General features: G+C 68.2%; 25 protein-coding genes. 10 read left to right on the forward strand and 15 right to left on the reverse strand.

The window, feature by feature from the left end; genetic code table 11:
* Window positions 1-37: 37 nt before the first annotated feature.
* The 3 genes from ABD255_RS38075 to ABD255_RS38085 form a co-directional block, all read right to left on the reverse strand.
* Window positions 38-919, reverse strand: coding sequence for a Rossmann-fold NAD(P)-binding domain-containing protein (locus ABD255_RS38075; RefSeq protein WP_344221670.1), 882 nt, complete (start codon window positions 917-919; stop codon window positions 38-40).
* Window positions 916-1,779, reverse strand: a complete 864-nt coding sequence (locus ABD255_RS38080) for a phosphotransferase family protein (protein WP_344221671.1) — start codon at window positions 1,777-1,779, stop codon at window positions 916-918. Before ABD255_RS38080 ends, ABD255_RS38075 begins: the two co-directional genes overlap by 4 nt.
* Window positions 1,780-1,843: 64 nt before the next feature.
* Window positions 1,844-2,686: a nucleoside hydrolase gene (locus tag ABD255_RS38085; RefSeq protein ID WP_344221672.1), complete on the reverse strand. Its 843-nt coding sequence runs from the start codon at window positions 2,684-2,686 to the stop codon at window positions 1,844-1,846.
* A 96-nt stretch (window positions 2,687-2,782) separates the two neighbouring features.
* Here ABD255_RS38085 and dapD point away from each other — a divergent pair, with 96 nt between their 5' ends.
* Window positions 2,783-3,721 (forward strand): 2,3,4,5-tetrahydropyridine-2,6-dicarboxylate N-succinyltransferase, encoded by a 939-nt coding sequence (gene dapD / locus ABD255_RS38090; protein ID WP_344221673.1) that lies wholly within the window; start codon window positions 2,783-2,785, stop codon window positions 3,719-3,721.
* A 106-nt stretch (window positions 3,722-3,827) separates the two neighbouring features.
* Window positions 3,828-4,805, forward strand: a complete 978-nt coding sequence (locus ABD255_RS38095; protein ID WP_344221674.1) for a VldE C-terminal domain-containing protein — start codon at window positions 3,828-3,830, stop codon at window positions 4,803-4,805.
* A 1-nt stretch (window position 4,806) separates the two neighbouring features.
* Here ABD255_RS38095 and ABD255_RS38100 read toward each other — a convergent pair whose 3' ends face one another.
* A complete protein-coding gene (locus ABD255_RS38100) occupies window positions 4,807-5,232 on the reverse strand; it encodes a class I SAM-dependent methyltransferase (RefSeq protein WP_344221675.1) in 426 nt (141 codons plus the stop codon).
* Between the two features lie 90 nt (window positions 5,233-5,322).
* A complete protein-coding gene (gene fdxA / locus ABD255_RS38105) occupies window positions 5,323-5,649 on the reverse strand; it encodes a ferredoxin (protein WP_012923087.1) in 327 nt (108 codons plus the stop codon).
* A 128-nt stretch (window positions 5,650-5,777) separates the two neighbouring features.
* On the opposite strand from fdxA, the gene ABD255_RS38110 reads away from it, so the two are divergent.
* Both ABD255_RS38110 and ABD255_RS38115 read left to right on the forward strand, forming a co-directional pair.
* Window positions 5,778-6,716, forward strand: coding sequence for a GNAT family N-acetyltransferase (locus tag ABD255_RS38110; RefSeq protein ID WP_344221676.1), 939 nt, complete (start codon window positions 5,778-5,780; stop codon window positions 6,714-6,716).
* 37 nt (window positions 6,717-6,753) lie between these two features.
* On the forward strand, window positions 6,754-7,185 hold the full coding sequence (locus tag ABD255_RS38115; RefSeq protein WP_344221677.1) for a type II toxin-antitoxin system PemK/MazF family toxin: 432 nt from the start codon (window positions 6,754-6,756) through the stop codon (window positions 7,183-7,185).
* Between the two features lie 42 nt (window positions 7,186-7,227).
* On the opposite strand, the gene ABD255_RS38120 is transcribed toward ABD255_RS38115, so the two are convergent.
* The 4 genes from ABD255_RS38120 to ABD255_RS38135 form a co-directional block, all read right to left on the reverse strand.
* Window positions 7,228-9,003 carry a VanW family protein gene (locus ABD255_RS38120; protein WP_344221678.1) on the reverse strand — a complete coding sequence of 592 codons (1,776 nt, stop codon included), beginning with the start codon at window positions 9,001-9,003 and terminating at the stop codon, window positions 7,228-7,230.
* A gap of 64 nt (window positions 9,004-9,067) precedes the next feature.
* On the reverse strand, window positions 9,068-9,583 hold the full coding sequence (locus tag ABD255_RS38125; protein WP_344221679.1) for a flavin reductase family protein: 516 nt from the start codon (window positions 9,581-9,583) through the stop codon (window positions 9,068-9,070).
* Window positions 9,584-9,686: 103 nt separating this feature from the next.
* On the reverse strand, window positions 9,687-10,598 hold the full coding sequence (gene mshB / locus ABD255_RS38130; RefSeq protein WP_344221680.1) for an N-acetyl-1-D-myo-inositol-2-amino-2-deoxy-alpha-D-glucopyranoside deacetylase: 912 nt from the start codon (window positions 10,596-10,598) through the stop codon (window positions 9,687-9,689).
* 84 nt (window positions 10,599-10,682) lie between these two features.
* Entirely contained in the window at window positions 10,683-10,979 is a 297-nt protein-coding gene (locus tag ABD255_RS38135) for a response regulator transcription factor (protein WP_344221681.1), read from the reverse strand.
* Between the two features lie 118 nt (window positions 10,980-11,097).
* Here ABD255_RS38135 and ABD255_RS38140 point away from each other — a divergent pair, with 118 nt between their 5' ends.
* Entirely contained in the window at window positions 11,098-13,464 is a 2,367-nt protein-coding gene (locus ABD255_RS38140) for an ATP-binding protein (RefSeq protein ID WP_344221682.1), read from the forward strand.
* Window positions 13,465-13,637: 173 nt separating this feature from the next.
* On the opposite strand, the gene ABD255_RS38145 is transcribed toward ABD255_RS38140, so the two are convergent.
* The 6 genes from ABD255_RS38145 to ABD255_RS38170 form a co-directional block, all read right to left on the reverse strand.
* The gene (locus tag ABD255_RS38145; protein ID WP_344221683.1) at window positions 13,638-15,350 is read right to left on the reverse strand and encodes an ABC transporter substrate-binding protein; all 1,713 of its coding nucleotides are present in this window, start codon (window positions 15,348-15,350) and stop codon (window positions 13,638-13,640) included.
* Window positions 15,351-15,524: 174 nt separating this feature from the next.
* Window positions 15,525-16,565, reverse strand: a complete 1,041-nt coding sequence (locus ABD255_RS38150) for an ABC transporter ATP-binding protein (protein WP_344221684.1) — start codon at window positions 16,563-16,565, stop codon at window positions 15,525-15,527.
* A 23-nt stretch (window positions 16,566-16,588) separates the two neighbouring features.
* Window positions 16,589-17,686 (reverse strand): ABC transporter ATP-binding protein, encoded by a 1,098-nt coding sequence (locus ABD255_RS38155; protein ID WP_344221685.1) that lies wholly within the window; start codon window positions 17,684-17,686, stop codon window positions 16,589-16,591.
* Window positions 17,687-17,744: 58 nt separating this feature from the next.
* On the reverse strand, window positions 17,745-18,749 hold the full coding sequence (locus tag ABD255_RS38160) for an ABC transporter permease (protein ID WP_344221686.1): 1,005 nt from the start codon (window positions 18,747-18,749) through the stop codon (window positions 17,745-17,747).
* A gap of 2 nt (window positions 18,750-18,751) precedes the next feature.
* Window positions 18,752-19,798, reverse strand: a complete 1,047-nt coding sequence (locus ABD255_RS38165; protein ID WP_344221687.1) for an ABC transporter permease — start codon at window positions 19,796-19,798, stop codon at window positions 18,752-18,754.
* 119 nt (window positions 19,799-19,917) lie between these two features.
* Complete coding sequence (locus ABD255_RS38170) at window positions 19,918-20,307, reverse strand: (deoxy)nucleoside triphosphate pyrophosphohydrolase (protein ID WP_344221688.1); 390 nt, start codon at window positions 20,305-20,307, stop codon at window positions 19,918-19,920.
* Window positions 20,308-20,367: 60 nt separating this feature from the next.
* Here ABD255_RS38170 and ABD255_RS38175 point away from each other — a divergent pair, with 60 nt between their 5' ends.
* The 5 genes from ABD255_RS38175 (at window position 20,368) to ABD255_RS38195 (ending at window position 24,974) form a co-directional block, all read left to right on the forward strand.
* Window positions 20,368-21,018 carry a hypothetical protein gene (locus ABD255_RS38175; RefSeq protein WP_344221689.1) on the forward strand — a complete coding sequence of 217 codons (651 nt, stop codon included), beginning with the start codon at window positions 20,368-20,370 and terminating at the stop codon, window positions 21,016-21,018.
* Window positions 21,019-21,125: 107 nt separating this feature from the next.
* On the forward strand, window positions 21,126-21,419 hold the full coding sequence (locus tag ABD255_RS38180) for a hypothetical protein (protein ID WP_344221690.1): 294 nt from the start codon (window positions 21,126-21,128) through the stop codon (window positions 21,417-21,419).
* Window positions 21,419-22,219 carry a hypothetical protein gene (locus tag ABD255_RS38185; RefSeq protein WP_344221691.1) on the forward strand — a complete coding sequence of 267 codons (801 nt, stop codon included), beginning with the start codon at window positions 21,419-21,421 and terminating at the stop codon, window positions 22,217-22,219. Before ABD255_RS38180 ends, ABD255_RS38185 begins: the two co-directional genes overlap by 1 nt.
* A 36-nt stretch (window positions 22,220-22,255) precedes the next feature.
* Complete coding sequence (locus tag ABD255_RS38190; RefSeq protein WP_344221692.1) at window positions 22,256-24,148, forward strand: fumarate reductase/succinate dehydrogenase flavoprotein subunit; 1,893 nt, start codon at window positions 22,256-22,258, stop codon at window positions 24,146-24,148.
* Between the two features lie 73 nt (window positions 24,149-24,221).
* Window positions 24,222-24,974, forward strand: coding sequence for a succinate dehydrogenase/fumarate reductase iron-sulfur subunit (locus ABD255_RS38195; RefSeq protein ID WP_344221693.1), 753 nt, complete (start codon window positions 24,222-24,224; stop codon window positions 24,972-24,974).
* Window positions 24,975-25,028 lie beyond the last annotated feature (54 nt).

The following is a 25,028-nucleotide window of genomic DNA, read 5'->3' on the forward strand; positions in this document are numbered from 1 at the left end:
GACGGTAGAGGTTGTCGCTACGTCAACTTCAAATCGATTAATGCGGCGGTGGGGGTGGCGTGTTGCCGGCCGCGATCCACTCGACGCAGGCCCGGGCCGAGTCTTCGGCCGGCCGGACCTCGAGCCCGGCGGCCAGCGCGCGAGCGTTGGAGAGTTGGAAGGTCCCGTCGTCCGTGAGGTGGAAGCGATCCACCGCGGGCTCCCAGTCGACCGGCAACGCACCCGGTACTACGGAACGCCAAACCTCGGCGAACTCCGCCATCGACAGGGTGCTGCTGACAGCGTTGAAGGCGCCGCCTGGTCCGCGCATCGTCAGGCGGAGCAAGAACGCGGCGAGATCGCGAGCGTCGAGGTACTGGACCGGCTGGTCGGGGCGAGCCGCGCACTCGGGCGCCTTCCCCGAGGCGAGCGCTTCTCCCCAGTTGCCGAAGTCCGGGTTGTACGGCCCGACCACGAAACCCGAGCGCACCGACGCCGCGCGTTCACCGAACACCTCCGCCAGGACCTGCTCGGCTCGGATTTTGTGCGGCCCGTACAGATCCATGCTGAACTCGTCGTCGGCCGCATCCTCGGGCCACGAGAGAAGCTCGGCGTCCTCGGTCAGGCCCGGCTCCGTCTTGCTCGCATAGACCGCGATCGACGACATGAACGTGTACCGCGCGACCCGATCCCGCAGCAGTTCGGCACTTCGCCAGACGTCGCTGACCAGGAAGCCGGACAGGTCGATCGCCCCATCCCACTCCCCTGTCGCCAGCACCTCCGGAGCGGCACGTTCGCCGACCAGCCGGGTCGCCTCGGGGAACAGGGACGGGTTGGTGAGCCCGCGGTTGAACAGCGTGACGTCATGGCCGTCCCGGAGCGCGGCCTCGACCACATGCCGTCCCAGATTCTTGGTGCCGCCCAGCACCAGAAGCCTCATCGCAGTTCCTCGGTGAGCTCGCCGAGCTCGGCCAGCAGCGGTGCGATCCAGTCCTTCGACGACGGCACCGTGCGCAGGCCCTCCGCCATGATCCAGTTGAGGGCCAGCAGGCTGAAGCAGATCCCGCCGACGGACAGCTGCCGCTGCACCAGCTCCGAATCCGTGCCCGCGGCATCGATGTAGTGGGCCACGACGGGTCCACGTTGGTGGCCGAGGGCAACGGCATCCCGGACCAGCGTGTGCAGGTCCGCCAGGTGCGGCGCCAGGTACGAGGCCGGCCAGTCGACCACCGTCCACCGGGTCCCGTCGGTAACGAGGTTCTTCGGCACGAAGTCGCCGTGGACCACTCCGAGCGGCGCCTCGCGATGCAGTTCGTCAAGGGCCGGAACAGCCTTGGCCGCCAGCCGGTCCCGCAGGTCCGCGTCGATCGGATCGATCCGGTCGGCCAGTTCGAGCAACCGCTGCGAGGTGAAGTCACTCGGCCCTTCCACCGGCTTGGCCCGGATCTCCGCCAGCAACTCCGCCGCGGCCAGGAACCCCTCGGCCGTCGGCTCCTGCTCCAGGTTCACCCGGCCCACGTCGGCCAGCACCAGCAGGGCCGCGTCGTCGACCGCGGCGCGGTGGATCAGCTCCGGCCCGGGCAGCCCGAGCGGCACGACGAACCGCTCGTACGTCGTCGCCTCGCCGGCCTGGGCGTCGCTGCCCCGCTTGACGATGACGCTGCGCAGTCCGTACGACAGGCGCCAGACCTCCGACGAGCCCCACTCGCGCAGGAGTTCGCCGGTCAGCGCCCGTGGTTCGGGCGCCCGGGCTGCCGTCAGGACGGGTTCGGCGATGGACTCCAGCCAGACCGGACGCATGCGGAAAACCCTTTCACAGGAGGCGGTCGGCCAGTACACCACGCGCGTCGCGCGGACCGCCCGTCTATTTTCCGCAGGCGGTGAGGATGCGCGCGACGATGCGGCGCGCGACCGCCTCGGTGTCGAGGTCGGTGACGATCCGGTGCGGTCCCACGCCCGACGCGGTGAACCTGCTGAAACCGTCCGAGACGATCTCGATCACCCCGGTGCGGAAGGTGAACAACTCCGGCTCGACCAGCATCAGCACGGCCGCGGGATCGTGCGGTGCGTTGGAGTCGGCGGCCATGAACTTCCAGAACTGCCGCATCTCCGCCGCCAGCAGCCGGCCCAGCTCACCCGCTGCCTCGATCTCGGCGACGACCGCGGCGTCGAGGCGCACCCGGAGAGTCTGGTCGAGCCCGATCACGGTCGCCGGCACCCCCGAGGCGAAGACCGCCGCGGCCGCGTCGATGTCGCACTTGATGTTGTGTTCGGCCTCGGCCAGCGAGAAGTCGCAGCCCATCACGAAGAGTTGCTCGATCCGATGGCCGGGTCGCTCGACCGCCGCGGCCACATTGGTCAGCGGCCCGACCGCGACCACCGTCGCCGACTCCGCCAGCAGGCCGATCGCGTCGACCTGCTCGTTGACCTGCTCCTGGTCGAGGTCAGGCATCAGCGAGCCCTCGTGCCCTGCCCAGAACAGTTCGCGCCCCGAGCGCGGCTCCGCCAGCCCGGGGACGATCGGCCCGACCTCATGCCCGACGATGCCGGCCACTCTGGCGACCATCCGGGCCCGGAGCAGCACGTCGCCGTACACGGTGGTCACTCCGGCGAGCTCCAGTTCGGGTGAGCCGAGGATGACGGCCAGCGCGAGCGCGTCGTCGACATCGGTGCCGATATCGGTGTCCAGGACCACAGAGGTTGCCATCCGCATCCTTCGCCAGCAGGGTCGCGATCGTCTCGCCGAGCCTACCCATCGAGACGCGAGGACAGCGGCTGACCGCGCGTCTGGCAGGCTTTGGGCATGACTGAGAACGCCACGCGCGCCTGGGGCTTCGGCCTCGCCACCGTCACCTCTGCGGGCACCGTGCTGGATGTCTGGTACCCGGCCCCCGAACTGGGCGAGGCGCCGGAGGACGTCAAGGCACCGGCCGAACTGATCGCCGCCGAAGGAAACGACGACCTCCGCCAGGTACGCCGTACCGTCGTGAAGGCCGCGATCACCCTCGACCAGGCTCCGGCCGACACCGCGGACGCCTACCTGCGGCTGCACCTGCTGTCGCACCGGCTGGTCCGCCCGCACGGCGTCAACCTGGACGGCATCTTCGCCGCCCTCCCGAACAACGCCTGGACCTCGCACGGCCCGGTCCCGGTCGAGGAGATCGAGCAGGTCCGCCTGCGCGCCCGCGCGGCCGGCCTGCACCTGTCCGTCACCAGCGTCGACAAGTTCCCGCGGATGACGGACTACGTCGTCCCGAGCGGCGTCCGGATCGGCGACGCGGACCGGGTCCGGCTGGGCGCCCATCTGGCCGAGGGCACCACCGTCATGCACGAGGGCTTCGTGAACTTCAACGCCGGCACCCTCGGCACCTCGATGGTCGAGGGCCGGATCGTGGCCGGTGTGGTCGTCGGTGACGGCAGCGACATCGGCGCGGGCGCGTCGATCATGGGCACCCTGTCCGGCGGCGGCAAGGCGGTCATCTCGATCGGCAAACGCTGCCTGCTCGGCGCCAACGGCGGCATCGGCATCTCGCTCGGCGACGACTGCGTGGTGGAGGCCGGACTCTACGTGACCGCCGGCACCAAGGTCACCCTGCCGGACGGCAGTGTGGTGAAGGCCCGGGACCTGTCCGGCCAGCCGGGGCTGCTCTATCTCCGCAACTCCGTCACCGGCGCCGTCGAGGCGCGGCCGCGGCAGGGTCAGGGCATCACGCTCAACGAAGCGCTCCACGCCAACGCGTGACGGACCACGCCAACCAAGGCGACCAGCCGGACGTCATACCCAGCGTGACCCGACACACCACGCCCCCGCCGGAACCTCGACGCCGGTCCCGCACGTTGAGACCGGTATGCCGATGAATCGTGGCGCGATCGTGGCGTTGGGCGCTGTGGGTGCGCTCGCGCTCGCTGTCGTTGCCGGAATCTCCTGGATCGGCGGCAGGGGCGTCGGTCCGCTGCTGCCACCTCGCGAGCAGTGCGAGGCCACGGTGGCGGGGGCGACCGTAGTACTGGAGCTGGAGCAGGCTGAGTCGGCCGCGATCATCGCCGGCGTCGCAGTACGGCGTGGGCTGCCGGCGCGGGCGGTCACGATCGCGCTGGCGACGGCGTACCAGGAGTCGGGGCTGCGGAACCTGGCCCACGGGGACCGGGACTCGCTGGGGCTGTTCCAGCAGCGGCCTTCGCAGGGCTGGGGCACGGAGGCACAGGTGCGGGACCCGCACTATGCGGCCGGGAAGTTCTACGACGCGCTCGTCAAGGTGCGGAACTACCAGACGCTGGCTGTGACCGTCGCGGCTGACCGGGTGCAGCGCAGCGCGTTCCCCAACGCCTATGCCGATCACGAGGCGGACGCCCGGATCCTGGCCTCCGCGCTGACCGGGCAGTCGAAGGGCGCGTTGAGCTGCACGGTGAACCCTGCCTCGGCCCCGGCTGAGGTGATCGGGAAGAACGGCCTGACCCCTCGGGCTGAAGCCGTCCGCAAGGACCTGGCCGCGACCTTCGGCAAGTTGTCGACGGGCGGCTACCGGCCCGGCGGGCTGAGCACGGGCCACATGGAGGGCTCGGCGCACTACGAGGGCCGGGCGATCGACGTCTTCGTCAAGCCGATCACGGCGGCGAACACGACCCGGGGATGGGCGCTGGCGCAGTACCTGGTCGCGCGGGCCTACCACCTCGGCATCAAGACGATCATCTTCAGCGACCGGATCTGGACCGCCGGAGGTCGCTCGGACAGCGGCTGGCGCGACTACCAGGCACCCGACCGCCCTGGGAACACCGACACCCTGCGCCACCTCGACCACGTCCACGTGGATGTGGTCGAGCAGTAGGTCAGCGGGTTAGGTCCAGCTCACGCAGTGGGTTGCCGCCGTCGATGAAGAGCTGTCCGGTCGGGGTCAGCGCGGCCGCGATCCGGGCGAGGGCCTGCTGCTCCAGGTCGGGATGTCTGCCGTCCAGAGCACCTACGCGGATCGCGAAGGCCAGGTCGTAGGGCTGTTCGCCGGGTTCGAGCTCGAACGCCTCGATGGTCGACCGGCGGAAAGCGAGCGTGCCCGGGGAGCTCTGCTCCTGCGCGAGCGCCTGCTCGATGGCCTTGGCCGACCGGTCGACGCCCAGGACGAACCCGGCAGGCCCAACTCGCCGGGCCACCTCGCGGGTCGCGGCTCCCGGGCCGCAGCCGAACTCCAGCACCCGCAGCCCGGGGCTGAGCGGCAGCGCGTCGACGACCGCTGCGAGGCGAGGGGAAAGTGTTTGCATCGGCGTCGTTCCTCCACAGACCTGTCCCGACGGAAAGACAAACACCCGGATGATCGGTCGATCATCCGGGTGTACGCAAGACCTGTCGTTCTACTCGTCGTGCTCCTGCGGCGGCAGCGCGGCGATGAACGGGTGGTCCTTGTCGATCTTGCCGAGCTTGGACGCGCCGCCCGGCGAACCGAGATCGTTGAAGAAGTCGACGTTCGCGGTGTAGTAGTCCTTCCACTGCTCCGGGGTGTCGTCCTCGTAGTAGATCGCCTCGACCGGGCAAACCGGCTCGCACGCTCCGCAGTCGACGCACTCGTCAGGGTGGATGTAAAGCATCCGGTTGCCCTCGTAGATGCAGTCGACAGGGCATTCCTCGACACAGGCGAGGTCCTTGAGGTCAACACACGGCTGCGCGATGACGTAGGTCACTGGTACTCCTCCTATGGCCAGCAGGCGCAGCGGACAGGATGCTGCGGTGCGGTATTCCTGATGCTCAAGTTGATGCAGCTACCTAGTATCACGGTAGTCCCTGCCCCACTCTGCCAGGAGTCCGCATCGTGTCAGGCCTCAGTGCCCGTGATATCGGCCACCGTGTCGTGGTCCGCCACCGGCTTCCGGGTGACCAGTTGACCGACGTGCTCGGGGTGCTGCAGGCCTACGACGAAGACTCGCTCGTAGTCCGGCATATCGACAGTACGCTTCATCAGGTCCGTCTGGAGGCTGTGGCGGCCGCCAAACGGATCCCGCCGATGCCGCTCCGGCCGGTGGACGTCGAGCAGCTCCTCCTCACCACCGCGCTGGGCCGGCCCGCCGTGGAGACCGCGTACCTCGGCCAGTGGTTGCTGCGGGCGTCCGGAGGATGGACAGGGCGGGCCAATTCGCTGCTGCCGGTCGGGGATCCCGAGATGCCGATCGCGGACGCGCTGAAGCAGGCGGAGGCGTTCTACCTGGAGCGTGGTCTGCCTCCGCTGGCTCTGGTGCTCCCGGACAGTCCATTGGCTGAGGAGTTCCGCCGGCTGGGCTGGAGAGACGCCCGGCCGGAGCAGGCCGACCCGCTGGTGCTGCATACGACGCTGGACCTGGTGAACGCCGAACCGGCGTACGAGGTGCTGGTGACGGAGAAGCCGGACGCCGAGTGGTACGAGGCTGCCTTCGAGGGCGCAGTACCGGCTGAGGCACCGGCTGTGATGGAGGGGGCACCGAAAGCGGCTTTCGCCTCGGTTCAGCTCGATGGTCAGGTCGTAGCGGTCGGCCGGGGGGCCATGACGGGCCACTGGCTCGGCGTAGACGCTGTGAGAGTGCTCCCGTCCCACCGGCGGCGTCGGCTCGCCACAGCCGTCCTGCAGGGCCTGGCGCGCTGGGCAGGCCCGCAAGGGGCCCGCCGGAGCTATCTGGAGGTCGTGGAGGACAACCTCCCCGCCCTGACCACCTACACCAATCTTGGGTACGCCCTAGCCTACCGCTATCGCTACCTGACGAACCAACCGGCGAGGTGACCGGGCCTTCGGGCGGGATTGTCCGTAGGGTCGGCACATGGCTGAACTGGCGCGTCCGGAGTACGCGGGTGACTACGAAGGCACGGTGCACGTCGAGTACACGCCGCACCCGGACGACGGGGTGGCCGATCCGGGCGAGGTGGTCTGGACCTGGGTGCCGTTCGAGGAGGACTTCAACCGGGGCAAGGATCGGCCGGTGCTGGTGGTCGGTTCGGACGGGCCGCTGCTGCTGGCGCTGATCCTGACCAGCCAGGACCACGACCGGGACGCGGCCGACGAGGCCCGCTGGGGCCGGGTCTGGCTGGACATCGGCAGCGGTGCGTGGGACACCGACGGACGCCGCAGCGAAGTACGGCTGGATCGGGTACTGCGGATCGATCCGCGGGCGGTCCGCCGCGAGGGCGCCGCGATCGGCGAGAAGGTGTTCAACCTGGTCGCCGAGAACCTGCACCAACTCCACCGGTCATGACGAAGGGCCGCCCGCAGGCGGCCCTTCGTGCAAGTGACTCGGTTAGTTCGGCGGCCGGGTGGACGTGGACGGCTTGCCCGTACCCGGCGTCGGCGGCGTCTCGGTCGACGGCGGCGGGACGGTCCCGGGCTTCGGGCCGCAGCGGATGTCGTCGGCCGCGTTGTACTTCGTGGTGAAGGACTCGGTCTTCACCCGCGCGCCGTTCTTGGCGAAGTACCGGAAGATGGTGATGTCGAACCCGGCCGTCGGCGCCTGCGGGCGGCAGTCGGTGGCGGTGTTGTATACCACGCCAGGCGCGCGGTGGTTGGACTTGCCCGAGGCGCCGGCGGTGATGTCCCAGACCTTGGTGCCCCAGATCTTCACCGTGATGCTGCCCTGGTTGCCCGGCGTCGAGGCCTTGAACAGGGTTTGCACCAAGATGCCGTGGCCGGAGTCGTTCTGGAACTTCAGGTCGACAGACGGCCACGCCACGGTCGCCTCGCGGCCGACCGGGTAGCGGTTGATGTAGACGCTGTGCGCCTTGTGCTCGACGTCCTTCAGGCCGGCGAAGAAGGCCGCGTTGAAGGTCGTGGTGGCCGACTGCGACACCCCGCCGCCGAGGTCGAGCTTGAACACACCGCCGTCGATGATGTTGCCCTCGGTGAAGCCGTTCGCCTTGGTCCGCTCGCCGACGATCTTGTTCAGGCTGAACATCTCGTTCGGCTTCAGCAGCGTCCCGTTGATCTTGCGAGCGGCGGTGCCGATGTTCACGTTGCGGTAGTCGGCGTGCGGGAACTTGGTGGTGAACTGCCCCATCACCTCCTTGATCCCGAGCGCCGCGGCCGCCTCGGTGGTGACGGCGGCCGGGGTGGCGGCCAGGCCGACGGCGACGGACCGGTCACCGACGGGCTTCGGCAGGACCGAGAGCATCGCCGGGATCACCTTGTCGCGGGCGACGACCATGCCGTCGACCGCCGGGATCACCTTCGGCTTGCCGGCCACGATCTGGACCGTCGCGTCCTTCGGCAGCGTCTCGAGCTTCTTGAACCGCTCGGCGAACAACGGCTCGAGCTTCTTCGCGTTCAGCGTCGGCGTGAAGGCGCCGCCCTTGGCGACCAGCGTCAGCGCCGGGGCGTACTCCTCAGGCTCGAGGTCCACGCTCTTGCTGCCGACCGTCAGCCGGATCGCGCCGGACATCGCCGGTACGGCGTACTCGGTCATCGCCTTGTCGATGGCGTCGGTGCCGGCCTTCGGCTTGGTGACGCTGACCGGGAGGTCCTTGGGGTTGCCGTCGGACGGGAAGCCGGACACGACCGTGCCGGTCGCCTTCTCGTTGTCCAACTGCAGGCCGTCGGCGGACGGGTGCTGCACGGCCTTGGCCTTCGGGAAGGTGATGGTGCCCTCGGTGGCCGGCCGGTTCACCTGGGTGGCCAGCTTCTCGATGGCGGCCTTCAGCTTGGCCTCGTCCTGGGCGATCACCGGCTGGACCGCGTCACCGCCGGTCATCGCCTGCCAGATCCGCGCCGGGTTGAGGCTGCGCCCGGCACCGGCCTCGGCGATGGTCGCGTCGACGTCCAGGGTGAGCCCGGCCTCGGCCGGCTTCACCTGGTACGTCGTCTCGCCGGCCTTGACCTTGATCGGCAGCACCAGGCGGTCCTTGAGACCGGCCTGCAGCTTGGTCTTGGCGTCCTCCTCGGACAGACCGCCGAGGGGAATCCCCAGCACCGTCGTATCACCAGGTACCTTGTCGCCGGTCAGCGCGAACGCCAGACCGTACCCGACCACGAGCACACCGAACCCCGCCGCGGCGATGATCCCCGCGAGCTGTTTTCTCCCCACCGGACAGAGTCCTCCTGCTCGAACCAAGTGACAGCAACGGCACAGACTACAGGACCGGGAAGAGCTATCTGCCCCGGAGTGCCCTGTAGTGCCCCGCGTAGTAGATCAGGGCCGCGGGGTCAGTCGGCTCTCCGGCGCCCAGGCTCAGCACCTCGCCGACCACGATCGTGTGGTCGCCGCCGTCGTACGTCGCCCAGGTGCGGCACTCCAGCCAGGAGAGCGCTCCCTCGATCAGCGGGCAGCCCGTTTTCGGGCCCGGCTGGGTGTCGATCCCGTCGAACTGGCTGTACAGGTCGCGGCCGGACTTCGCGAAACGCTCAGCGATCTCCCGGTGACCGTCCGCTAGCACCGAGACGGCCCAGTACCCGCAGTCGAGCACGGCGTCGTGCATCCGCACGCCCTTGTCCACACAGACCAGCACCAGCGGCGGATCCAGCGACACCGAGGTGAACGCGTTCGCCGTCATCGCGTGCGCGACCCCGTCCTGCAAGGTGCTCATGATCGTGATGCCCGACGCGAACCGGCTCATCGCCGTACGGAAGTCCTGCGGCTCGATGCTGCCACTGGGATCCGGGGTCACCCCAGCAGCCTAAGTCCCGCACAAGGTTGACGCCTCAACCGACGGTGTGGCACCTGTCACTGCCCGGCCGACGGCGCCGCGCGACGGCGGCCGGGTCCACCGGTCAGAGGCCGGCGAAAAGGTCGTCCTCCACGCCGTCGGGTCCGGGAGCCGCGGTGCCCTTGACCAGACGGTAGGCCTCACTGCCCCAGATCTCGCTGCCGTTGTTGTTCGACAGCGCGAAGAACGGCCCGTCGACGGTGATCTGGGTGGCGTGCGCCTTCATCGCGTTCATCTTGCGGTCGATGTACCCCTCGCCGCTGATCACGCAGTCGACGAAACGGTCCGGCGTGACGTACGGGCCCAGCGGACCGTCCGGGTCCAGCCCTTCGAAGGTGGTGGTGTCGCCGGACTCACGCAGCTTGCGCAGGCTCTCGCGCATGCCGGACTCCGCCATCGCCATCCAGTAGATCTTCGCGACATCCCAGGGCTCGCCGAGGTCCTCCCGGTACGACCTGCTGGCAGCCAGGGCGGCCGCATAGGTGGCGACGCGGTGGGCCTTGATGTGGTCGGGGTGGCCGTAGTTGCCGTACTGGTCGTAGGTGACCAAAACCTGCGGGCGGATCTCCCGGATGATCGGGACCAGGTCGTCGGCCGCGGTCAGCAGGTCGGCCTGCCAGAAGCTGTCCGGCCGGGTCTCCGGCGGGACGTCGGCGTTGCCCTCGTCGTTGTAGATCATCCCGGTGTCCCGGTACTTGCCCGGGCCGCCGAGGAACCGGTGGTCGGTGACGCCCAGTTCGTCCATCGCGGCGGCCAGCTCGCCGATCCGGTGCCGGCCGAGCTGGTCGGTCTGGTCCGCGGCCAGGTGCTCCAGCTCGGGAACCAGCACCTCGCCCTCCTCACCGAGGGTGCAGGTGACCAGCGTGACGTGCGCGCCTTCGGCCACGTACCGCGCCATCGTCACGCCGTTGTTGATGGTCTCGTCGTCCGGGTGGGCATGCACCAGCAGCAGCCGGCGGTCGGGAAGCTCGCTCATGTCGCCAGCGTACGGGCAGGAAGGGACAGTTTCCGGGGGTCGGTGGTGGGACCTGCGAACAGCCGCTCAGGGACGCCGACGGCCTCAGCCGAACCGGCGCACCAGCAGGCAGCCGGCCTGGAAGCGGGACCGCGCCCCGAGCCCGGCGATCAGGGCGCTGATCTCGGCCCGGACGGTCCGCAGCGAGAGCCCCAGCTGCCGCGCGATGGCGGCGTCCTTGGCGCCTGTGGCCATCAGCCGGCCGATGGTCACCTGGCGGTTGGTCAGCTCCTTGACGGTGACCGCCGTACGACGCCGCGACCCGAGTTCGTAGACCTCGCAGACAACCTCCGGTGCGAAATCCTCACGTCGCACCACAGGTACAGCCTGGTAAACCGACATGCACATCTCCTCCCCAGTCGTCGTGCAGGTCCAATTCTCGGTTGGCACCGACGGGGTCACCAGGTACAACCCATACAGTTCACCCATACAAACCTGGCAATCACCGGAGGTGACGGGAGTGGAATCGCAGTTCGCGGCTCTGCTCCGGCGGCACCGGATCGCGGCCGGTCTGACCCAGGACGAGTTGTCCGCCGGATCCGGGGTGAGCGTGCAGGCGATCAGCACCCTGGAACGTGGCACCCGCCGCTACCCGCAGCCGGGCACTGTCGAGGCTCTCGCCGACGCGTTGCACCTGGACCCCGACCAGCGGGCCGCGCTGGCTTCCGCCGCCTCCCGCCGGGGCAAGACCGGCACCGACAAGCAGCGGCCCAAGCCGACCGTCGCGGCCTCTCCCCGGCAACTGCCGTTCGCAAGCGGGGACTTCACCGGCCGGGTCCGGGAGATGGACCTGCTGACGAAGCACCTGCTCAACGCCAAGGGCGTCAGCGTCACCGCCATCACCGGGATGGGCGGCATCGGCAAGACCACCCTCGCCGTGCACGCGGCCCACCAGATCGCTGACCACTTCCCCGACGGCCAGCTGTACCTGGACCTGCGTGGCTTCGGCATCGGGCCACCCCTGGAACCACTGGACGCCTTGACCTACTTACTGGAAGACCTCGGCGAGACACCACCCGCCGACGTCGCCACCGCCTCCGCCCGCTTCCGTACTGCGCTCGCCGACCGCCGCCTGGTCCTGCTCCTCGACAACGCCTCCGACCAGGAGCAGATCCGGCAACTCCTGCCCGGCTCGGGTGGTTGCGCCGTCATCGTGACCAGCCGTCGCAGCATGGCCGGTCTCGGTGGTCGCCATTTCCAGCTGGGCGAACCACCGCTGGATGAGTCCATCGAGATGCTCCGGCGCATCTCCGAACGCCCGGACGCCCCCGAGGACGACTGCGCCGAGGTGGTCCGGCAGTGCGGTGGCCTACCCCTGGCGATTCGGATGGCCGGGGCTCGGCTGGCGTCCCGCCCGACCTGGCCGGTGGCACACCTGGCCGAGCGCCTTGCGGACGGCCGTCGCCGGTTGGACGAGCTCCAGTTGGACGACTCCGGCGTACGGGCGACTCTGGTGCTGTCCATCGAGCAATTGGCCGGCAGCGACGACCCGGTCGACGTACAGGCCGTCACTATGTTCGCGCTGCTCGGGTTGTCTGACTCGGTGGATCTCACGTCCGCTCTGGCGGCTGCGCTGTCGAACAGCCCTGAGCCCGAGGCTGTCGTAGTACTGGAGCGGCTAGTAGACGTGCATCTGCTCGCGACACCCGGCCCAGGACAGTACCGGCTGCATGACCTCGTACGGGTCGCCGCACGGGAGTTGTCCGAGCAGATGCTGACCGAGCCGGACAAGGAGGCCGCCAACACCCGCTGGATCAAGCGGGTCTCCGCTGTCGTCTGGAGAGGCAGCGAGTACGCGGGGCACGGGGTGACCCGGGAGAAGTGGATCGACAAGGAGTGGCTGGCCGGTGCCGACGACCTGCCGACAGCCGAGGACATACTGGCCTGGCTGGACCGCGAGCGACCTAACCTCGTCGGCACCGTCCAGCAGGCCGCCCAGTTGCACCCCATGCTCGCCATCCAGCTGGCCATCGGCCTCAACGCGTACTACGCGCTCAGGCGCGCCTGGCTCGAATGGCTGCAGGTCAACGAAGCCGTACTGCGCCTCGTCAGCGCCGGCCAGGACCGGGTCGCCGAAGGCCTCGTCCTCCACGATCTAGGCGCCGCTCATGCCGAGCTGGGCCAGTACGAGCAAGCCGTGACTCCCCTGCTCCGGGCAGTCGAAGCAGCGGAGGCTTCCGGCGACGGCAACCTGCAGGCACTCTGCCTAAGCAGCCTCAGCCACGTCCTCGAGCGCACCGGCCGCATCACCGACGGCATCCCGTACGCCGAACGCGCCCGCGCGATCGGCCTGCGGCTTGGGATTCCACCGCGGGCCGCGTGGGCCTGCCTGGCGCTCGGCATGCTCTATCTGAAGACAGGAGCCACCGAGGCCGCCGAGCGGCACTTCACCGAGGCGATGGACCTGCTGGTGGAGCCAGGCCAGGAGAAGTACCGCGGCATGATCGCGCAGAACGTGGGAGTCGCCTATCGAGAGGCCGGCCGGTACGACATCGCCGGCAAGGCGTTGCAGGAGGGGCTCGAGCTCTACCGGCTGGCCGGCGTGGCGATCCCGCAGGCCGAAGTACTGAACGAACTGGGCCGGCTCCGGATGGCCGAGGGGCGATTCGACGAGGCGATCGCGTTCCAGAGCGAGGGGCTGGCGATCGCCGGCCAGCACGGCGACTGGCTGTGCGAAGCGGACATCCGCAAGAGCCTCGGTGAGGTGCACCGCGCCCAGGGCCGGCTGCCCGAGGCGCGGCGCGAGTGGCGGATCGCCCTGTCCATCCACGAACAGCACGACGCCCACGGCGCCGCCCACCTTCGCGACCTGCTCGCCTCCACCTGATCTCGCACTTCCGCCTGTCCTGCGGCAATCCTGTCCTGCGGCAATCCTGTCCTGCGGCAATCCTGTCCTGCGGCAATCCTGTCCTGCGGCAATCCTGTCCTGCGGCAATGACGAAGGGCGGTGCCGGAAACCGGCACCGCCCTTGTCCTATTGCTTCAGTTCACACCGTTGGATCAGCCGACCTTCTTGACGGCGATCTTGGTGAGGTCCGGCAGACCACCGATGTCGGGGTTGACGGTCGCACCGGTGATGTTGCCGCCGAGGACGTACACGTTGTTGTCCTCGGAGATCGGCACCAGCGGCGCCGTCTTCATGACCTCGTCCAGCAGGTCCGCCCACGCGTTGGTGGCTTCCTTGCTGTCCTTGATCTTCGGGATCTCGACCATCTTGTCCCAGCCCGCCGTCGAGCGGCTGTAGTTGTTCTGCGCAGCCTTGCCCTTCGCGGTCGGGTCCGGGCCGAGCACCGGCGGGACGATCGTCGACATCGACGCCCAGTCCTGGCACCAGCCCGCGGTGATCAGGTCGGTCGCCGAAGCGTCGTTCTGCTGGGTCGAGTAGTAGTTCGCACCCGGGATCTTCTTGATGTCGACGTTGACGCCGATCCGCTTCCAGGCAGCCTGCGCGGCCTCGGCGGCCTTGATCGAGATGCCGGTGGCGTCGGACGCGCCGAGCACCAGCTTCTCGCCCTTGTAGCCCGACTCGGCGAGCGCGGCCTTGGCCTTGTCCAGGTCACCGGTCAGCGGCGCCTCGAAGGTCTTCTGGTCGCGGTAGCCGTCGAGCGACTTCGGCACGATCGAGTTGATCGGGCGGTTCAGCCGGTCGCCGCCACGCGCCGTCATGTAGGCCGTCTTGTCGAAGGCGTAGGTCAGCGCCTCGCGCATCTTCTGGTTCTTCAGCAGCGGCTTCTGCTGGTTGAACGCGATGTAGCGCTGGCAGACGTCCGCACCCTCGATCACGCGGTCCTTGACGTTGCCCTGGCTCAGCTTGGCCAGGTTCTGCGGCTGGATGCCCGAGAAGCTGACCGCGTTCGCGTCGGCACCGGTGCCCGCGAGCAGGCGCTGGTCGACGGTCGCCTCGTCGTCACCGAACTTGAAGGTGAAGCCGTCCGGCATCGCGGTCCGGATCGGGTCCGTCTTCTGGTCCCAGTTGGTGTTGCGGGACAGCGTCAGGGTCTTGTCCCGGACGTAGCTGTCGATCTTGTACGGGCCGGAGGAGAAGACGCGGTTGTCGTACTGCGTCTTGGTGTCCTTGGCCTGCGGGACCGGCGAGAAGGTCTTCATCGAGGTCGTCATGTGGAACTCGGAGACGGCCTGGTTCAGCTTGAAGACGATCGTCTTGTCGTCCGGCGTCTCGACCGCGGTGCAGCCCTTGCCGCCGTTGTTGCCGGCCGGCTTGTACGGACCCAGGTAGCCGGGGCAGTCGAGGAAGTTCTTCGCGTACGGCGCACCCTCGGACAGGTCGGCGGAGAACGACCGCTCGACGTTGTACTTGATGTCCTTGGCGACGATCGGGCTGCCGTCCTCGTACTTCAGGCCGTCCTTCAGCGTGAAGGTCCAGGTCTTCAGGTCGTCCGAGGACTCCCACTTCTCGGCCAGGTCGCCGACCAGTTCGATCTTCTTGGCCTTGGCATCCCAATCGAACGCGGTCAGCGTCCGGTAGAGCAACTGTCCGGCCATGCCGACGTCGGTGACGAATGCCCGGGCCGGGTCGAGGTGCTCGAAGTCCGAGGCGTGGTAGACGGTGACGGTACCGCCCTTGACGCCATCGGTTGCTTCGGTACCACCGGCGTTGTCGTTGTTGTTGCTGTCCCCACCGCATGCCGCCAGCGTGAGGGTAAGGGCAAGACCCGTGGCAATCACGGATCCGACTCGCTTGGCGTATCTCATGCCATCCTTCTTTCTCTTCCTCCATCGGGACGCCGGGTCACGGCTGCCCTGGTGACTGGAATGCCGGGACATCTACTCATGACCGCGATAGCGCTTCAACCGTTCTGTTCGCCAGTAACCTGATCGTGACTAGTTCAGTGCACGAAGGAGACTGTTTACTACTCTGTGTAACTGTCAGACAACGTCGCGTTCCTCCGGGAAGTGACACGCGGCCTGGTGGCCGGGGGCTCCGATCTGAAGCAACGGGGGCTCCTGCGTGGCGCAGATGTCCTCCGCTTTCCAGCACCGGGTGCGGAAACGGCACCCGGAGGGCGGGTTCAAGGGGCTCGGCACGTCACCGGTCAGCCGGATCCGCTCCCGGCGCTTGACCGCGTCGGGATCGGGCTCCGGCACGGCCGAGAGCAGCGCGTGCGTGTAGGGGTGCCGAGCATGGTTGTACAACTCGTCGCGGTCGGCGATCTCGACGATCTTGCCGAGATACATCACCGCGACCCGGTCGGAGATGTGCCGGATCACCGACAGGTCGTGCGCGACGAACAGGTAGGCGAGGTCGAACTCGTCCTGCAGGTCGTCGAGCAGGTTCACCACCTGGGCCTGGATCGACACGTCCAGGGCCGACACCGGCTCGTCGCAGACGATCAGCCGGGGCCGCAGCGCCAGCGCCCTGGCGATCCCGATCCGCTGCCGCTGACCGCCGGAGAACTCGTGCGGGTACCGGTTGTAGTGCTCGGGGTTGAGTCCCACCCGGGCCATCAGGTCCTGGACGGCCTTCTTGGTCCCGTTCTCGGTCTTGATCCCCTGGATGTCGAACGGCGCGGCGATGATCGTGCCGATCGTCTGCCGCGGGTTCAGCGACGAGTACGGGTCCTGGAAGATGATCTGGACGTCCCGCCGGAACGGCCGCATCTGGCGCCGGTTCAGGTGGGTGATGTCCTTGCCCTGGAAGGTGATCGTGCCCTCGGTCGGCTCGTCCAGCCGGGTCACCAGCCGCCCGGTGGTGGACTTGCCGCAGCCGGACTCGCCCACCAGGCCGAGGGTCTCCCCGGTGTTCAGGGTGAAGTCGATCCCGTCGACCGCCTTCACCGCGCCGGTGGCGCGCTGGAAGATGATGCCCTGGGTGACCGGGAAGTGCCGTTGCAGGCCTTTCACCTCCAGCAGCAGGTCACCCTTGACCGGGCCGGTGCGCTCTGCCACCGGCGACGTCGAAGTTGTCACGTCAGCTCCTCGATCGTCCGCGCTCACAGGCTCGGCTTGATCTGCTCGGCGAAAATGCGCTTGCGTTCCGCGCTGTCGATGTGGCACCGGGCGAGGTGCCCGGCCGCGTCCGCCGGCGACTGACCGGCGGCACCCACCTGCAGCAACTCCGGTACGTCGGTGACGCAGGCGTCGCCGGGCACCTTGTCCCGGTAGTCGCAGCGCGGGTGGAACGGGCAGCCGGTCGGCAGGTTGATCAGTGAGGGCGGCGAGCCCTTGATCGACTTGAGCCGGTCACCGCCACCGGTGATCCGCGGGATCGAGCTGAGCAGGCCCCAGGTGTAGGGGTGCTCGGGCCGGTAGAAGATGTCCCGGACCGTGCCGGACTCGACCACCCGGCCGCCGTACATCACGACCAGTTTCTCGGCCATCTGGGCGACCACGCCGAGGTCGTGGGTGATGATGATGATCGCGGAGTTGAACTCCTTCTGCAGATCGTTCATCAGGTCCAGGATCTGCGCCTGCACGGTGACGTCGAGCGCCGTCGTCGGCTCGTCGGCGATCAGCAGCCGCGGGTCGCACATCAGCGCCATCGCGATCATCGCGCGCTGCCGCATGCCGCCGGAGAACTGGTGCGGGTAGTCGTAGAACCGGCTGGCCGGCGACGGGATGCCGACCCGCTCGAGCAGGTCGATCGCCCGGGTCTTGGCGGCCGCCTTGGAGACGTCGTTGTGGACCAGGTAGGCCTCGGTCAACTGGTCGCCGATCCGGTAGAACGGGTGCATCGCCGACAGCGGGTCCTGGAAGATCATCGCCACCTTGCTGCCGCGCAGCCGGCGCATCTCCTCCACCCGCATCGAGACCAACTCGTTGCCGTCCAGCCAGATCTCACCCTCGACCTGCGCCCGGCTGCCCTTGTGCAGGCCCATGATCGCCAGGCTGGTAACGCTCTTGCCGGATCCCGACTCCCCGACGATGCCCAGCGTCTCGCCGGGCTGCAGGGAGAAGTTCATCCCGTTCACCGCGCGGACCAGGCCGTCGTCGGTGGGGAATCGGACCTGCAGGTCGTTGACCTCCAGGAAGGCCTTCCCGGCGGCAGGTGCGGCCGCGGGGAGAACCGGCTCTGTTGATGCAGTGCTCACTGGGGCTGCTCCGTCCCGGATCGGCTGGTCGTCATCGTGGTCGCGGTAGTCGTGGCGGTCATGACAGCCGGACCCGGGGATCGATCAGGGCGTACAGGACGTCGACCACGATGTTGGCGAAGACGACGAAGAAGGCGGCGACCAGGACGACGCCCATCACCACCGGCAGGTCGTTGGCGAGCACCGAGTCGATCGAGAGCTTGCCCAGCCCCTGGATGCTGAAGATCCGCTCGGTGATCACGGCGCCGCCGAGCAGCGCGCCGAGGTCCAGGCCGAAGATCGTCACGATCGGGGTGAGCGCGGCCCGGAGCCCGTGCTTGAAGACGACCTTGCGTTCGCCCAGGCCCTTGGCCCGCGCGGTCCGGATGAAGTCCTCGTTCATCGTGTCGATCATGTTCGCCCGGGTGAGCCGGGTGTACAGGGCGGCGTTGACGAGGGCGAGGGTGATCCACGGCAGGATGTAGAACTGCGCGAAGGCCACCGGCCCGGCGGTGAACAGGCTGGAGTTCGCCTGGTCCGGGTACGGCACCACCCCGGCCTTGACGGTGAAGACGAAGATCAGCAGATAGCCCATCACCAGGGTCGGGAACGAGACGCCGAACAGCGCCAGCCCGACGCTGAGCTTGTCCAGCCACTTCCCTTTTCGCAGCGCGGCCAGCAGTCCCAGCAAGACGCCGGAGACCAGCCAGATGACGGCGGCCCCGGTGGCGAGCCAGAAGGTCGGGCCGATCGCGTCGGAGATCGAGTCGGTCACCTGCAGGCCGTTCTGCAGCGAACGGTCCAGGCAGGGCCAGGCGCAGTGCTCCTCGGAGCCCTCGGAGCCGAGCTCGCGGCCGCCGGGGTTGACCAGGCCGCTCATGTAGTTGCCGTACTGCACGATCAGCGGGTCGTCGAAGCCGTACGCCTCGTTGACCTCCGCGATCCGCTCGGTGTTGCAGTCCTTGCCGCAGATCAGCAGTGCCGGGTTGGCCGGCGTGGCCCAGAACAGGAAGAACGTGATCGCGCTGATCGCGAACAGGATCAGGACCATCTGCAGCAGGCGGCGGACGATGTAGTTGAACATGCTCAGCTCCGTCCGGCACGCGGGTCGAGGGCGTCACGCACGGAGTCGCCCAGCAGGTTGAAGGCGAGCACGGTGACGAACAGCATCGCGCCCGGGAAGAACAGGTACAGCGGGTTGCCCTCGTACCAGTTGGAGGCATCCGCGATCATCCGGCCCCACGACGCGGTGGGCTCCTTGACGCCGACGCCGAGGAAGGACAACGCGGCCTCGGCGGTGATGTACGTCGGGATGATCAGGGTCGAGTACACCAGCAGCGTCGGGATCAGGTTCGGCAGGATCTGCTTGAAGATCACGTACCCCGGGCCGGCGCCGAGCGAGCGGGCCGCCTCGACGAACTCCCGTTCCCGGATGGACAGCGTCTGGCCGCGGACGATCCGGGCCAGGTAGGCCCAGCCGAAGAAACCGAGCACGAAGATCAGCACGCCCATCCGCAGGCCGTTGTCGTCGGGGATCCCGAAGGTGGCCTGGGCGCGGTCGGCGATCACCGGAGTCAGCGCCAGGATGAACAGCAGCGCGGGGAAGCTCAGCAGGATGTCCATCACCCGGCCGAGGACGGCGTCGACCCAGCCACGGAAGTAGCCGGCCACCATGCCGACCACGGTGCCGAGGACGACCGCCAGGACCGTTCCGCCGAGCGCCACCAGCAGCGAGGCGCGGGCGCCGTAGACGAGCCGGGCGAAGACGTCGCGGCCGTTCTGCGGCTCGACGCCGAGCCAGTGCTCGCTGCTCATACCGCTGCCGAACAGGCCGCCGGCGGGGATGCCGCCGTTGAACGTGTCCAGCAGGTCCTCGCCGTTCGGGCCCTTGAAGTTCGGCTGGTCCGGCGGATATCCGCTGATCTTCACGATCAACGGAGCGAAGACGGCCATCAGGATGATGAGGATGATCAACGTCGCGCTGATCAGCGCGACCTTGTCCTTCTTCAGCCGGGCCCAGGCGATCTGCCCGAGCGATCGCCCTTCGATTTGCTTCGCCTCCGCGGTTCCGGCCAGGTGTTCGGCCGGCAGGCCGTCGTCCGACGGAGTCGCTTCGGTTGCGCCCAAGGTCATGGTGCCCCCCTAGTTTTTCGCGGCTCTGTTCGAGTCCGTCAGCAGCTCAGCGGGAACCCTACGGATCTCGCACTGTGGACGCTACTAGCGCCGGGGCGATGTCACAGAATCGTGACGGATCAGAAAACTGCGGGGAGTATCCGATGCAACGCGGGGAGGAACGGCCGATCAGCGGGGAGCCATTCGATGTGTTTCAGGTCACCCACGCTGAGCCACCGGATCGCGGTGTGCTCGTGCAGGACGGGCTCGCCCGCGAGCAGTTCGGCCAGGTACACCCGCAGCAGGTACCGCTCGCCGATCGGCTGAGCCGGCCCGAGCGAGGCGCCGAGCTTGATCTCCAGGGACAACTCCTCCCGCAGCTCCCGGACCGCGGCCTCCTCGTCGCTCTCCCCCACCTCGACCTTCCCGCCGGGAAACTCCCAGCCGCCGTCGGCTCCCGGCCGCAGCGCGGCCAGCACCTTTCCATCCCGCACCACGGCGACTCCGACGACGATCTGCCTGTCCTTCATGAGGCCCGACTGTGCCAGAGACCCGACTGTGCCAGAGAACTGTCGGCACCTTGCCGGACGATGGGGCACGTGCCGTTGCAGAACAGAGTGCTGCCCACCCAGGAGATCGTGGCCGAGCCGGGCCGCGGTCTGCTGATGGGCAACCGCGGCACACTGCACGGAGCCGACCGGCAACTCGGGACCACCCGCTGGCGCTCAAAGGCGTGGATCTGCTGCGTACTGGACTGGAAAGGAGTGCGTCGCGACCCGATGCCGCCCGGCCGCTGGACCGCGCTGTTCTTCTTCGACGAGGCGGTCGCCCTGGCCGCCGGACACCGCCCCTGCGCCTACTGCCGCCGCCGCGACTACCTCCTGTACGCCGGTGCATGGGCCAGCGCGCGTGGTCTGGCCGAGCGACCCCGGGCGGCCGCGATGGATGCCCAGCTCCACCGCGAGCGGGTCGAGCCCCGCACCCGCCGGCAGCGGACCACCATGGCCGAGTTGGACGACCTTCCCGACGGCGCGATGATCCGGTACGACGGCCGCCCGGCGCTGGTGCTCGGCGACGGTTCGGGCCGGAAGAACGTGCTGGCCTGGTCGTGGGAGGGCTACGCCGATCCGGAGCGGCCACCGGGCTTGCGGGAGGTCGCCGTACTGACTGCGCCGGCGAATCTCCTTGTACTGAAGGCGGGATTCACTCCATTACTCCACCCGACCGCCATCGGCAACTGAGGTAATCCTAACTAAGAACACGCCGTACCAAGGGGTCTTCCGTTGTGCGCCTCGCGGGGGCAAAGTGTGCCCATACTTACAGCGACAAAACCATCACTGGAGTCGGTATGGGTGACGGCAACAGCACCGTGGCAGCGGTGCAGCGCGCGCTCGAAGCGTTGCATGCCAGCGTCGGCAAGCTCAGCCAGGAGTACGGTGACACCCTCGGCGTTCGCCGATTGGTGTCCGACGTGGCCAGGCTGAGCGACGATCTGGCCGAGATCGGCCCTCCCGACCCTCATCACAGACCCGGACCTGTTCCGGAGGACCTCGAGGAGATCCCCGACGTGGAATACGACGCGTCCATGTGGACCGACGCGGAGCACGAAGGCTTCGGCGCCCCTGACCGGCGCGCCCCCTGATGTCGACCGGAGTAAGCGCACCCGGTCGCGCACAGATCGGGCAGAAGACACTACGGACCGACCGCTGGTGGCTGGCGCCGCTGCGGATCGGCGTGATCCTGGCCTTCTTCGTCGTCTACGCGACGGTCCGGATCTTCATGAACAACTACTACTGGGTCGACGCGTACCACTACCTCACCCCGTTGTACTCCCCGTGCGTGACCTCGTCCTGTGTGGAGGGTTCGAGTCACCTGGGCACCTGGTTCGGGGACTTCCCCCGGGTCATCCCGTTCAGCATCATCACCTTCGCGGTGCTGGCCGGCTTCCGCGGTACCTGTTACTACTATCGCAAGGCCGGGTACCGCTCGCTGTTCTTCGCCCCGTCGGCCTGCGCCGTCCCGGAGCCGCACAAGAAGTACACGGGTGAGCGGAAGTTCCCGCTGGTCGCGCTGAACCTGCACCGCTACTTCTTCTACGGCGCGCTGATCTTCGGTGTGCTCAACGTGTACGACGGCGTGCTCGCCTTCCACGGTGAGGACGGCGGCTTCGGCATCGGGCTGGGCACCCTGATCATCTGGATCAACCTGGTCTTCCTGTGGCTCTACACGCTCTCCTGCCACGCCTGCCGGCACATCGTCGGCGGCCGGCTGAAGAACTTCTCCAAGCACCCGCTGCGCTACCGGTACTGGACCTTCGTGTCCAAGCTGAACCCGAAGCACGGCACCTTCGCGATGATCTCGCTGTTCACCGTGATCCTCACCGACGCGTACATCATGGCGCTGTCGGCGGGCTGGTTCTCCGACCTGCGCTTCCTCAACTGACTCTGCGGTTTCAACTGATTCGGACGTCTGACTTCTATGACTGAGCTGGAACGACACTCCTACGACGTCGTCGTGATCGGGGCCGGCGGCGCCGGTCTGCGCGCGGCGATCGAGGCCCGCGAGCAGGGCAAGCGCACTGCGATCGTGTGCAAGTCGCTGTTCGGCAAGGCCCACACGGTGATGGCCGAGGGTGGCTGCGCGGCCGCGATGGGCAACGCGAACTCCAACGACAACTGGCAGGTCCACTACCGCGACACGATGCGCGGCGGGAAGTTCCTGAACAACTGGCGGATGGCCGAACTGCACGCGCAGGAAGCCCCCGACCGGGTCTGGGAACTGGAGACGTACGGCGCGCTGTTCGACCGCACGCCGGACGGCCGGATCAGTCAGCGGAACTTCGGCGGCCACACCTACCCGCGGCTCGCGCACGTCGGCGACCGCACCGGCCTGGAACTGATCCGGACCCTGCAGCAGAAGATCGTCTCGCTGCAGCAGGAGGACTTCCAGGCCACCGGCGACTACGAGGCCAACCTCAAGGTGTACGCCGAGTGCACGGTGACCGAGTTGCTCAAAGACAACACAGCCGGCGACTCCGCGGCTATTTCCGGCGCCTTCGGGTACTGGCGGGAGTCCGGCCGGTTCATCCTGTTCGACGCGCCCGCGGTCATCCTGGCCACCGGCGGCGTCGGCAAGTCGTTCAAGGTCACCTCGAACTCGTGGGAGTACACCGGTGACGGGCACGCGCTGGCGATGCGGGCCGGCGCGACGCTGATCAACATGGAGTTCATCCAGTTCCACCCGACCGGCATGGTCTGGCCGCCGTCGGTGAAGGGCATCCTGGTCACCGAGTCGGTCCGCGGTGACGGTGGCGTGCTGAAGAACTCCGAGGGCAAGCGGTTCATGTTCGACTACGTGCCGGACGTGTTCCGGGCGCAGTACGCGGAGACCGAGGAAGAGGCCGACCGCTGGTACAAGGACGCCGACAACAACCGGCGTCCCCCGGAACTGCTGCCCCGCGACGAGGTTGCCCGGGCGATCAACTCCGAGGTCAAGGCCGGCCGCGGTACGCCGCACGGTGGCGTCTTCCTGGACGTGTCGTCCCGGCTCCCGGCCGAGGAGATCACCCGCCGGCTGCCGTCGATGCACCACCAGTTCAAGGAACTCGCGGACGTCGACATCACCGCCGAGCCGATGGAGGTCGGCCCGACCTGTCACTACGTGATGGGCGGGGTCGAGGTGGATCCCGACACGGCGTCGTCCGTCGTACCGGGTCTGTTCGCGGCCGGTGAGGTCGCGGGCGGCATGCACGGGTCGAACCGGCTGGGCGGCAACTCGCTGTCCGACCTGCTCGTCTTCGGCCGCCGGGCCGGCAGCGGCGCGGCCATGTACGTCGACTCGCTGGGCGCGGAGCGGCCGAAGATCGCCGAGGCCGACGTCGACGCGGCGGCGGCCGACGCGCTGGCGCCGTTCGAGCTCGAGGGCGGGGAGAACCCGTACACGATCCACCAGGAACTCCAGCAGGCGATGAACGACCTGGTCGGCATCATCCGCAAGGCCGAGGAGATGGAACAGGCGCTGGCGCGGCTGGCGGAGTTCCGCGGCCGGATCGCGAAGATGACGGTCGAGGGGCACCGGCAGTTCAACCCCGGCTGGCACCTCGCGCTGGACCTGCGCAACATGCTGACCGTGTCCGAGTGCGTGGCCAAGGCGGCGCTGGAGCGGCAGGAGTCCCGCGGCGGTCACACCCGCGACGACTTCCCCGGCATGAACGCCGAGTGGCGCAAGCTGCTGCTGGTCTGCGGGCTCAACGCCGACGGCTCGGTGAACGTCGCGCGCAAGGACCAGATCCCGATGCGCGAGGACCTGATGGAACTGTTCGAACTGGACGAGCTGAAGAAGTACCTGACTGAGGAGGAGCTGCCCGCATGAGTGAGCGAAGCGAGCTCTGCCAAAAGCACAGCGGCTTGAGGTCGGCGGCGCCCGGAGCGAAGCGAGGACGTCGATGAGCTACAAGGGCAAGTTCCGGGTCTGGCGCGGGGATGCCGAGGGCGGCGACCTGCAGGACTACGAGGTCGAGGTGAACGAGGGCGAGGTCGTCCTCGACGTCATCCACCGGCTGCAGGCGACCCAGACACCGGACCTGGCGGTCCGGTGGAACTGCAAGGCCGGCAAGTGCGGCTCCTGCAGCGCCGAGATCAACGGCCAGCCGAAGCTGATGTGCATGTGCCGGATGAACACGTTCGAAGAGGACGAGGTCGTCACCGTCACCCCGATGCGCACCTTCCCGGTGATGCGCGACCTCGTCACCGACGTGTCGTTCAACTACACCAAGGCCCGCGAGATCCCGGCGTTCACCCCACCGGTCGACCTGAAGCCCGGCGAGTACCGGATGCAGCAGGTCGACGTGGAACGCTCGCAGGAGTTCCGCAAGTGCATCGAGTGCTTCCTGTGCCAGGACACCTGCCACGTGATCCGCGACCACGAGGAGAACAAGGAGTCCTTCTCGGGCCCGCGCTTCCTGATGCGCATCGCCGAACTCGACATGCACCCGCTGGACGCCGCCGACCGCCAGCACGAGGCCCAGGACCAGCACGGCCTCGGCTTCTGCAACATCACCAAGTGCTGCACCGAGGTCTGCCCCGAACACATCAAGATCACCGACAACGCACTGATCCCCATGAAGGAACGCGTAGCCGACCGCAAGTACGACCCGATCGTCTGGCTAGGCAACAAAATCCGCCGCCGCCCAGCCTGAAGCTCCTTCCCGAAGGCCGCCCGCAGCTGTTTGCTGCGGGCGGCCTTCGCTTTC

Source organism: Kribbella sancticallisti, from assembly GCF_039530625.1.
In the GTDB taxonomy this organism is placed as follows: domain Bacteria; phylum Actinomycetota; class Actinomycetes; order Propionibacteriales; family Kribbellaceae; genus Kribbella; species Kribbella sancticallisti.

Excerpts from the sequence above, each read along its gene's own strand:
- ABD255_RS38075 (WP_344221670.1), bottom strand. The coding sequence starts at position 919 with ATGAGGCTTCTGGTGCTGGGCGGCACCAAGAATCTGGGACGGCATGTG.
- ABD255_RS38080 (WP_344221671.1), bottom strand. The coding sequence starts at position 1,779 with ATGCGTCCGGTCTGGCTGGAGTCCATCGCCGAACCCGTCCTGACGGCA.
- ABD255_RS38085 (WP_344221672.1), bottom strand. The coding sequence starts at position 2,686 with ATGGCAACCTCTGTGGTCCTGGACACCGATATCGGCACCGATGTCGAC.
- dapD (WP_344221673.1), top strand. The coding sequence starts at position 2,783 with ATGACTGAGAACGCCACGCGCGCCTGGGGCTTCGGCCTCGCCACCGTC.
- ABD255_RS38095 (WP_344221674.1), top strand. The coding sequence starts at position 3,828 with ATGCCGATGAATCGTGGCGCGATCGTGGCGTTGGGCGCTGTGGGTGCG.
- ABD255_RS38100 (WP_344221675.1), bottom strand. The coding sequence starts at position 5,232 with ATGCAAACACTTTCCCCTCGCCTCGCAGCGGTCGTCGACGCGCTGCCG.
- ABD255_RS38115 (WP_344221677.1), top strand. The coding sequence starts at position 6,754 with ATGGCTGAACTGGCGCGTCCGGAGTACGCGGGTGACTACGAAGGCACG.
- mshB (WP_344221680.1), bottom strand. The coding sequence starts at position 10,598 with ATGAGCGAGCTTCCCGACCGCCGGCTGCTGCTGGTGCATGCCCACCCG.
- ABD255_RS38135 (WP_344221681.1), bottom strand. The coding sequence starts at position 10,979 with ATGTCGGTTTACCAGGCTGTACCTGTGGTGCGACGTGAGGATTTCGCA.
- ABD255_RS38145 (WP_344221683.1), bottom strand. The coding sequence starts at position 15,350 with ATGAGATACGCCAAGCGAGTCGGATCCGTGATTGCCACGGGTCTTGCC.
- ABD255_RS38160 (WP_344221686.1), bottom strand. The coding sequence starts at position 18,749 with ATGTTCAACTACATCGTCCGCCGCCTGCTGCAGATGGTCCTGATCCTG.
- ABD255_RS38165 (WP_344221687.1), bottom strand. The coding sequence starts at position 19,798 with ATGACCTTGGGCGCAACCGAAGCGACTCCGTCGGACGACGGCCTGCCG.
- ABD255_RS38170 (WP_344221688.1), bottom strand. The coding sequence starts at position 20,307 with ATGAAGGACAGGCAGATCGTCGTCGGAGTCGCCGTGGTGCGGGATGGA.
- ABD255_RS38175 (WP_344221689.1), top strand. The coding sequence starts at position 20,368 with ATGGGGCACGTGCCGTTGCAGAACAGAGTGCTGCCCACCCAGGAGATC.
- ABD255_RS38180 (WP_344221690.1), top strand. The coding sequence starts at position 21,126 with ATGGGTGACGGCAACAGCACCGTGGCAGCGGTGCAGCGCGCGCTCGAA.
- ABD255_RS38185 (WP_344221691.1), top strand. The coding sequence starts at position 21,419 with ATGTCGACCGGAGTAAGCGCACCCGGTCGCGCACAGATCGGGCAGAAG.
- ABD255_RS38190 (WP_344221692.1), top strand. The coding sequence starts at position 22,256 with ATGACTGAGCTGGAACGACACTCCTACGACGTCGTCGTGATCGGGGCC.
- ABD255_RS38195 (WP_344221693.1), top strand. The coding sequence starts at position 24,222 with ATGAGCTACAAGGGCAAGTTCCGGGTCTGGCGCGGGGATGCCGAGGGC.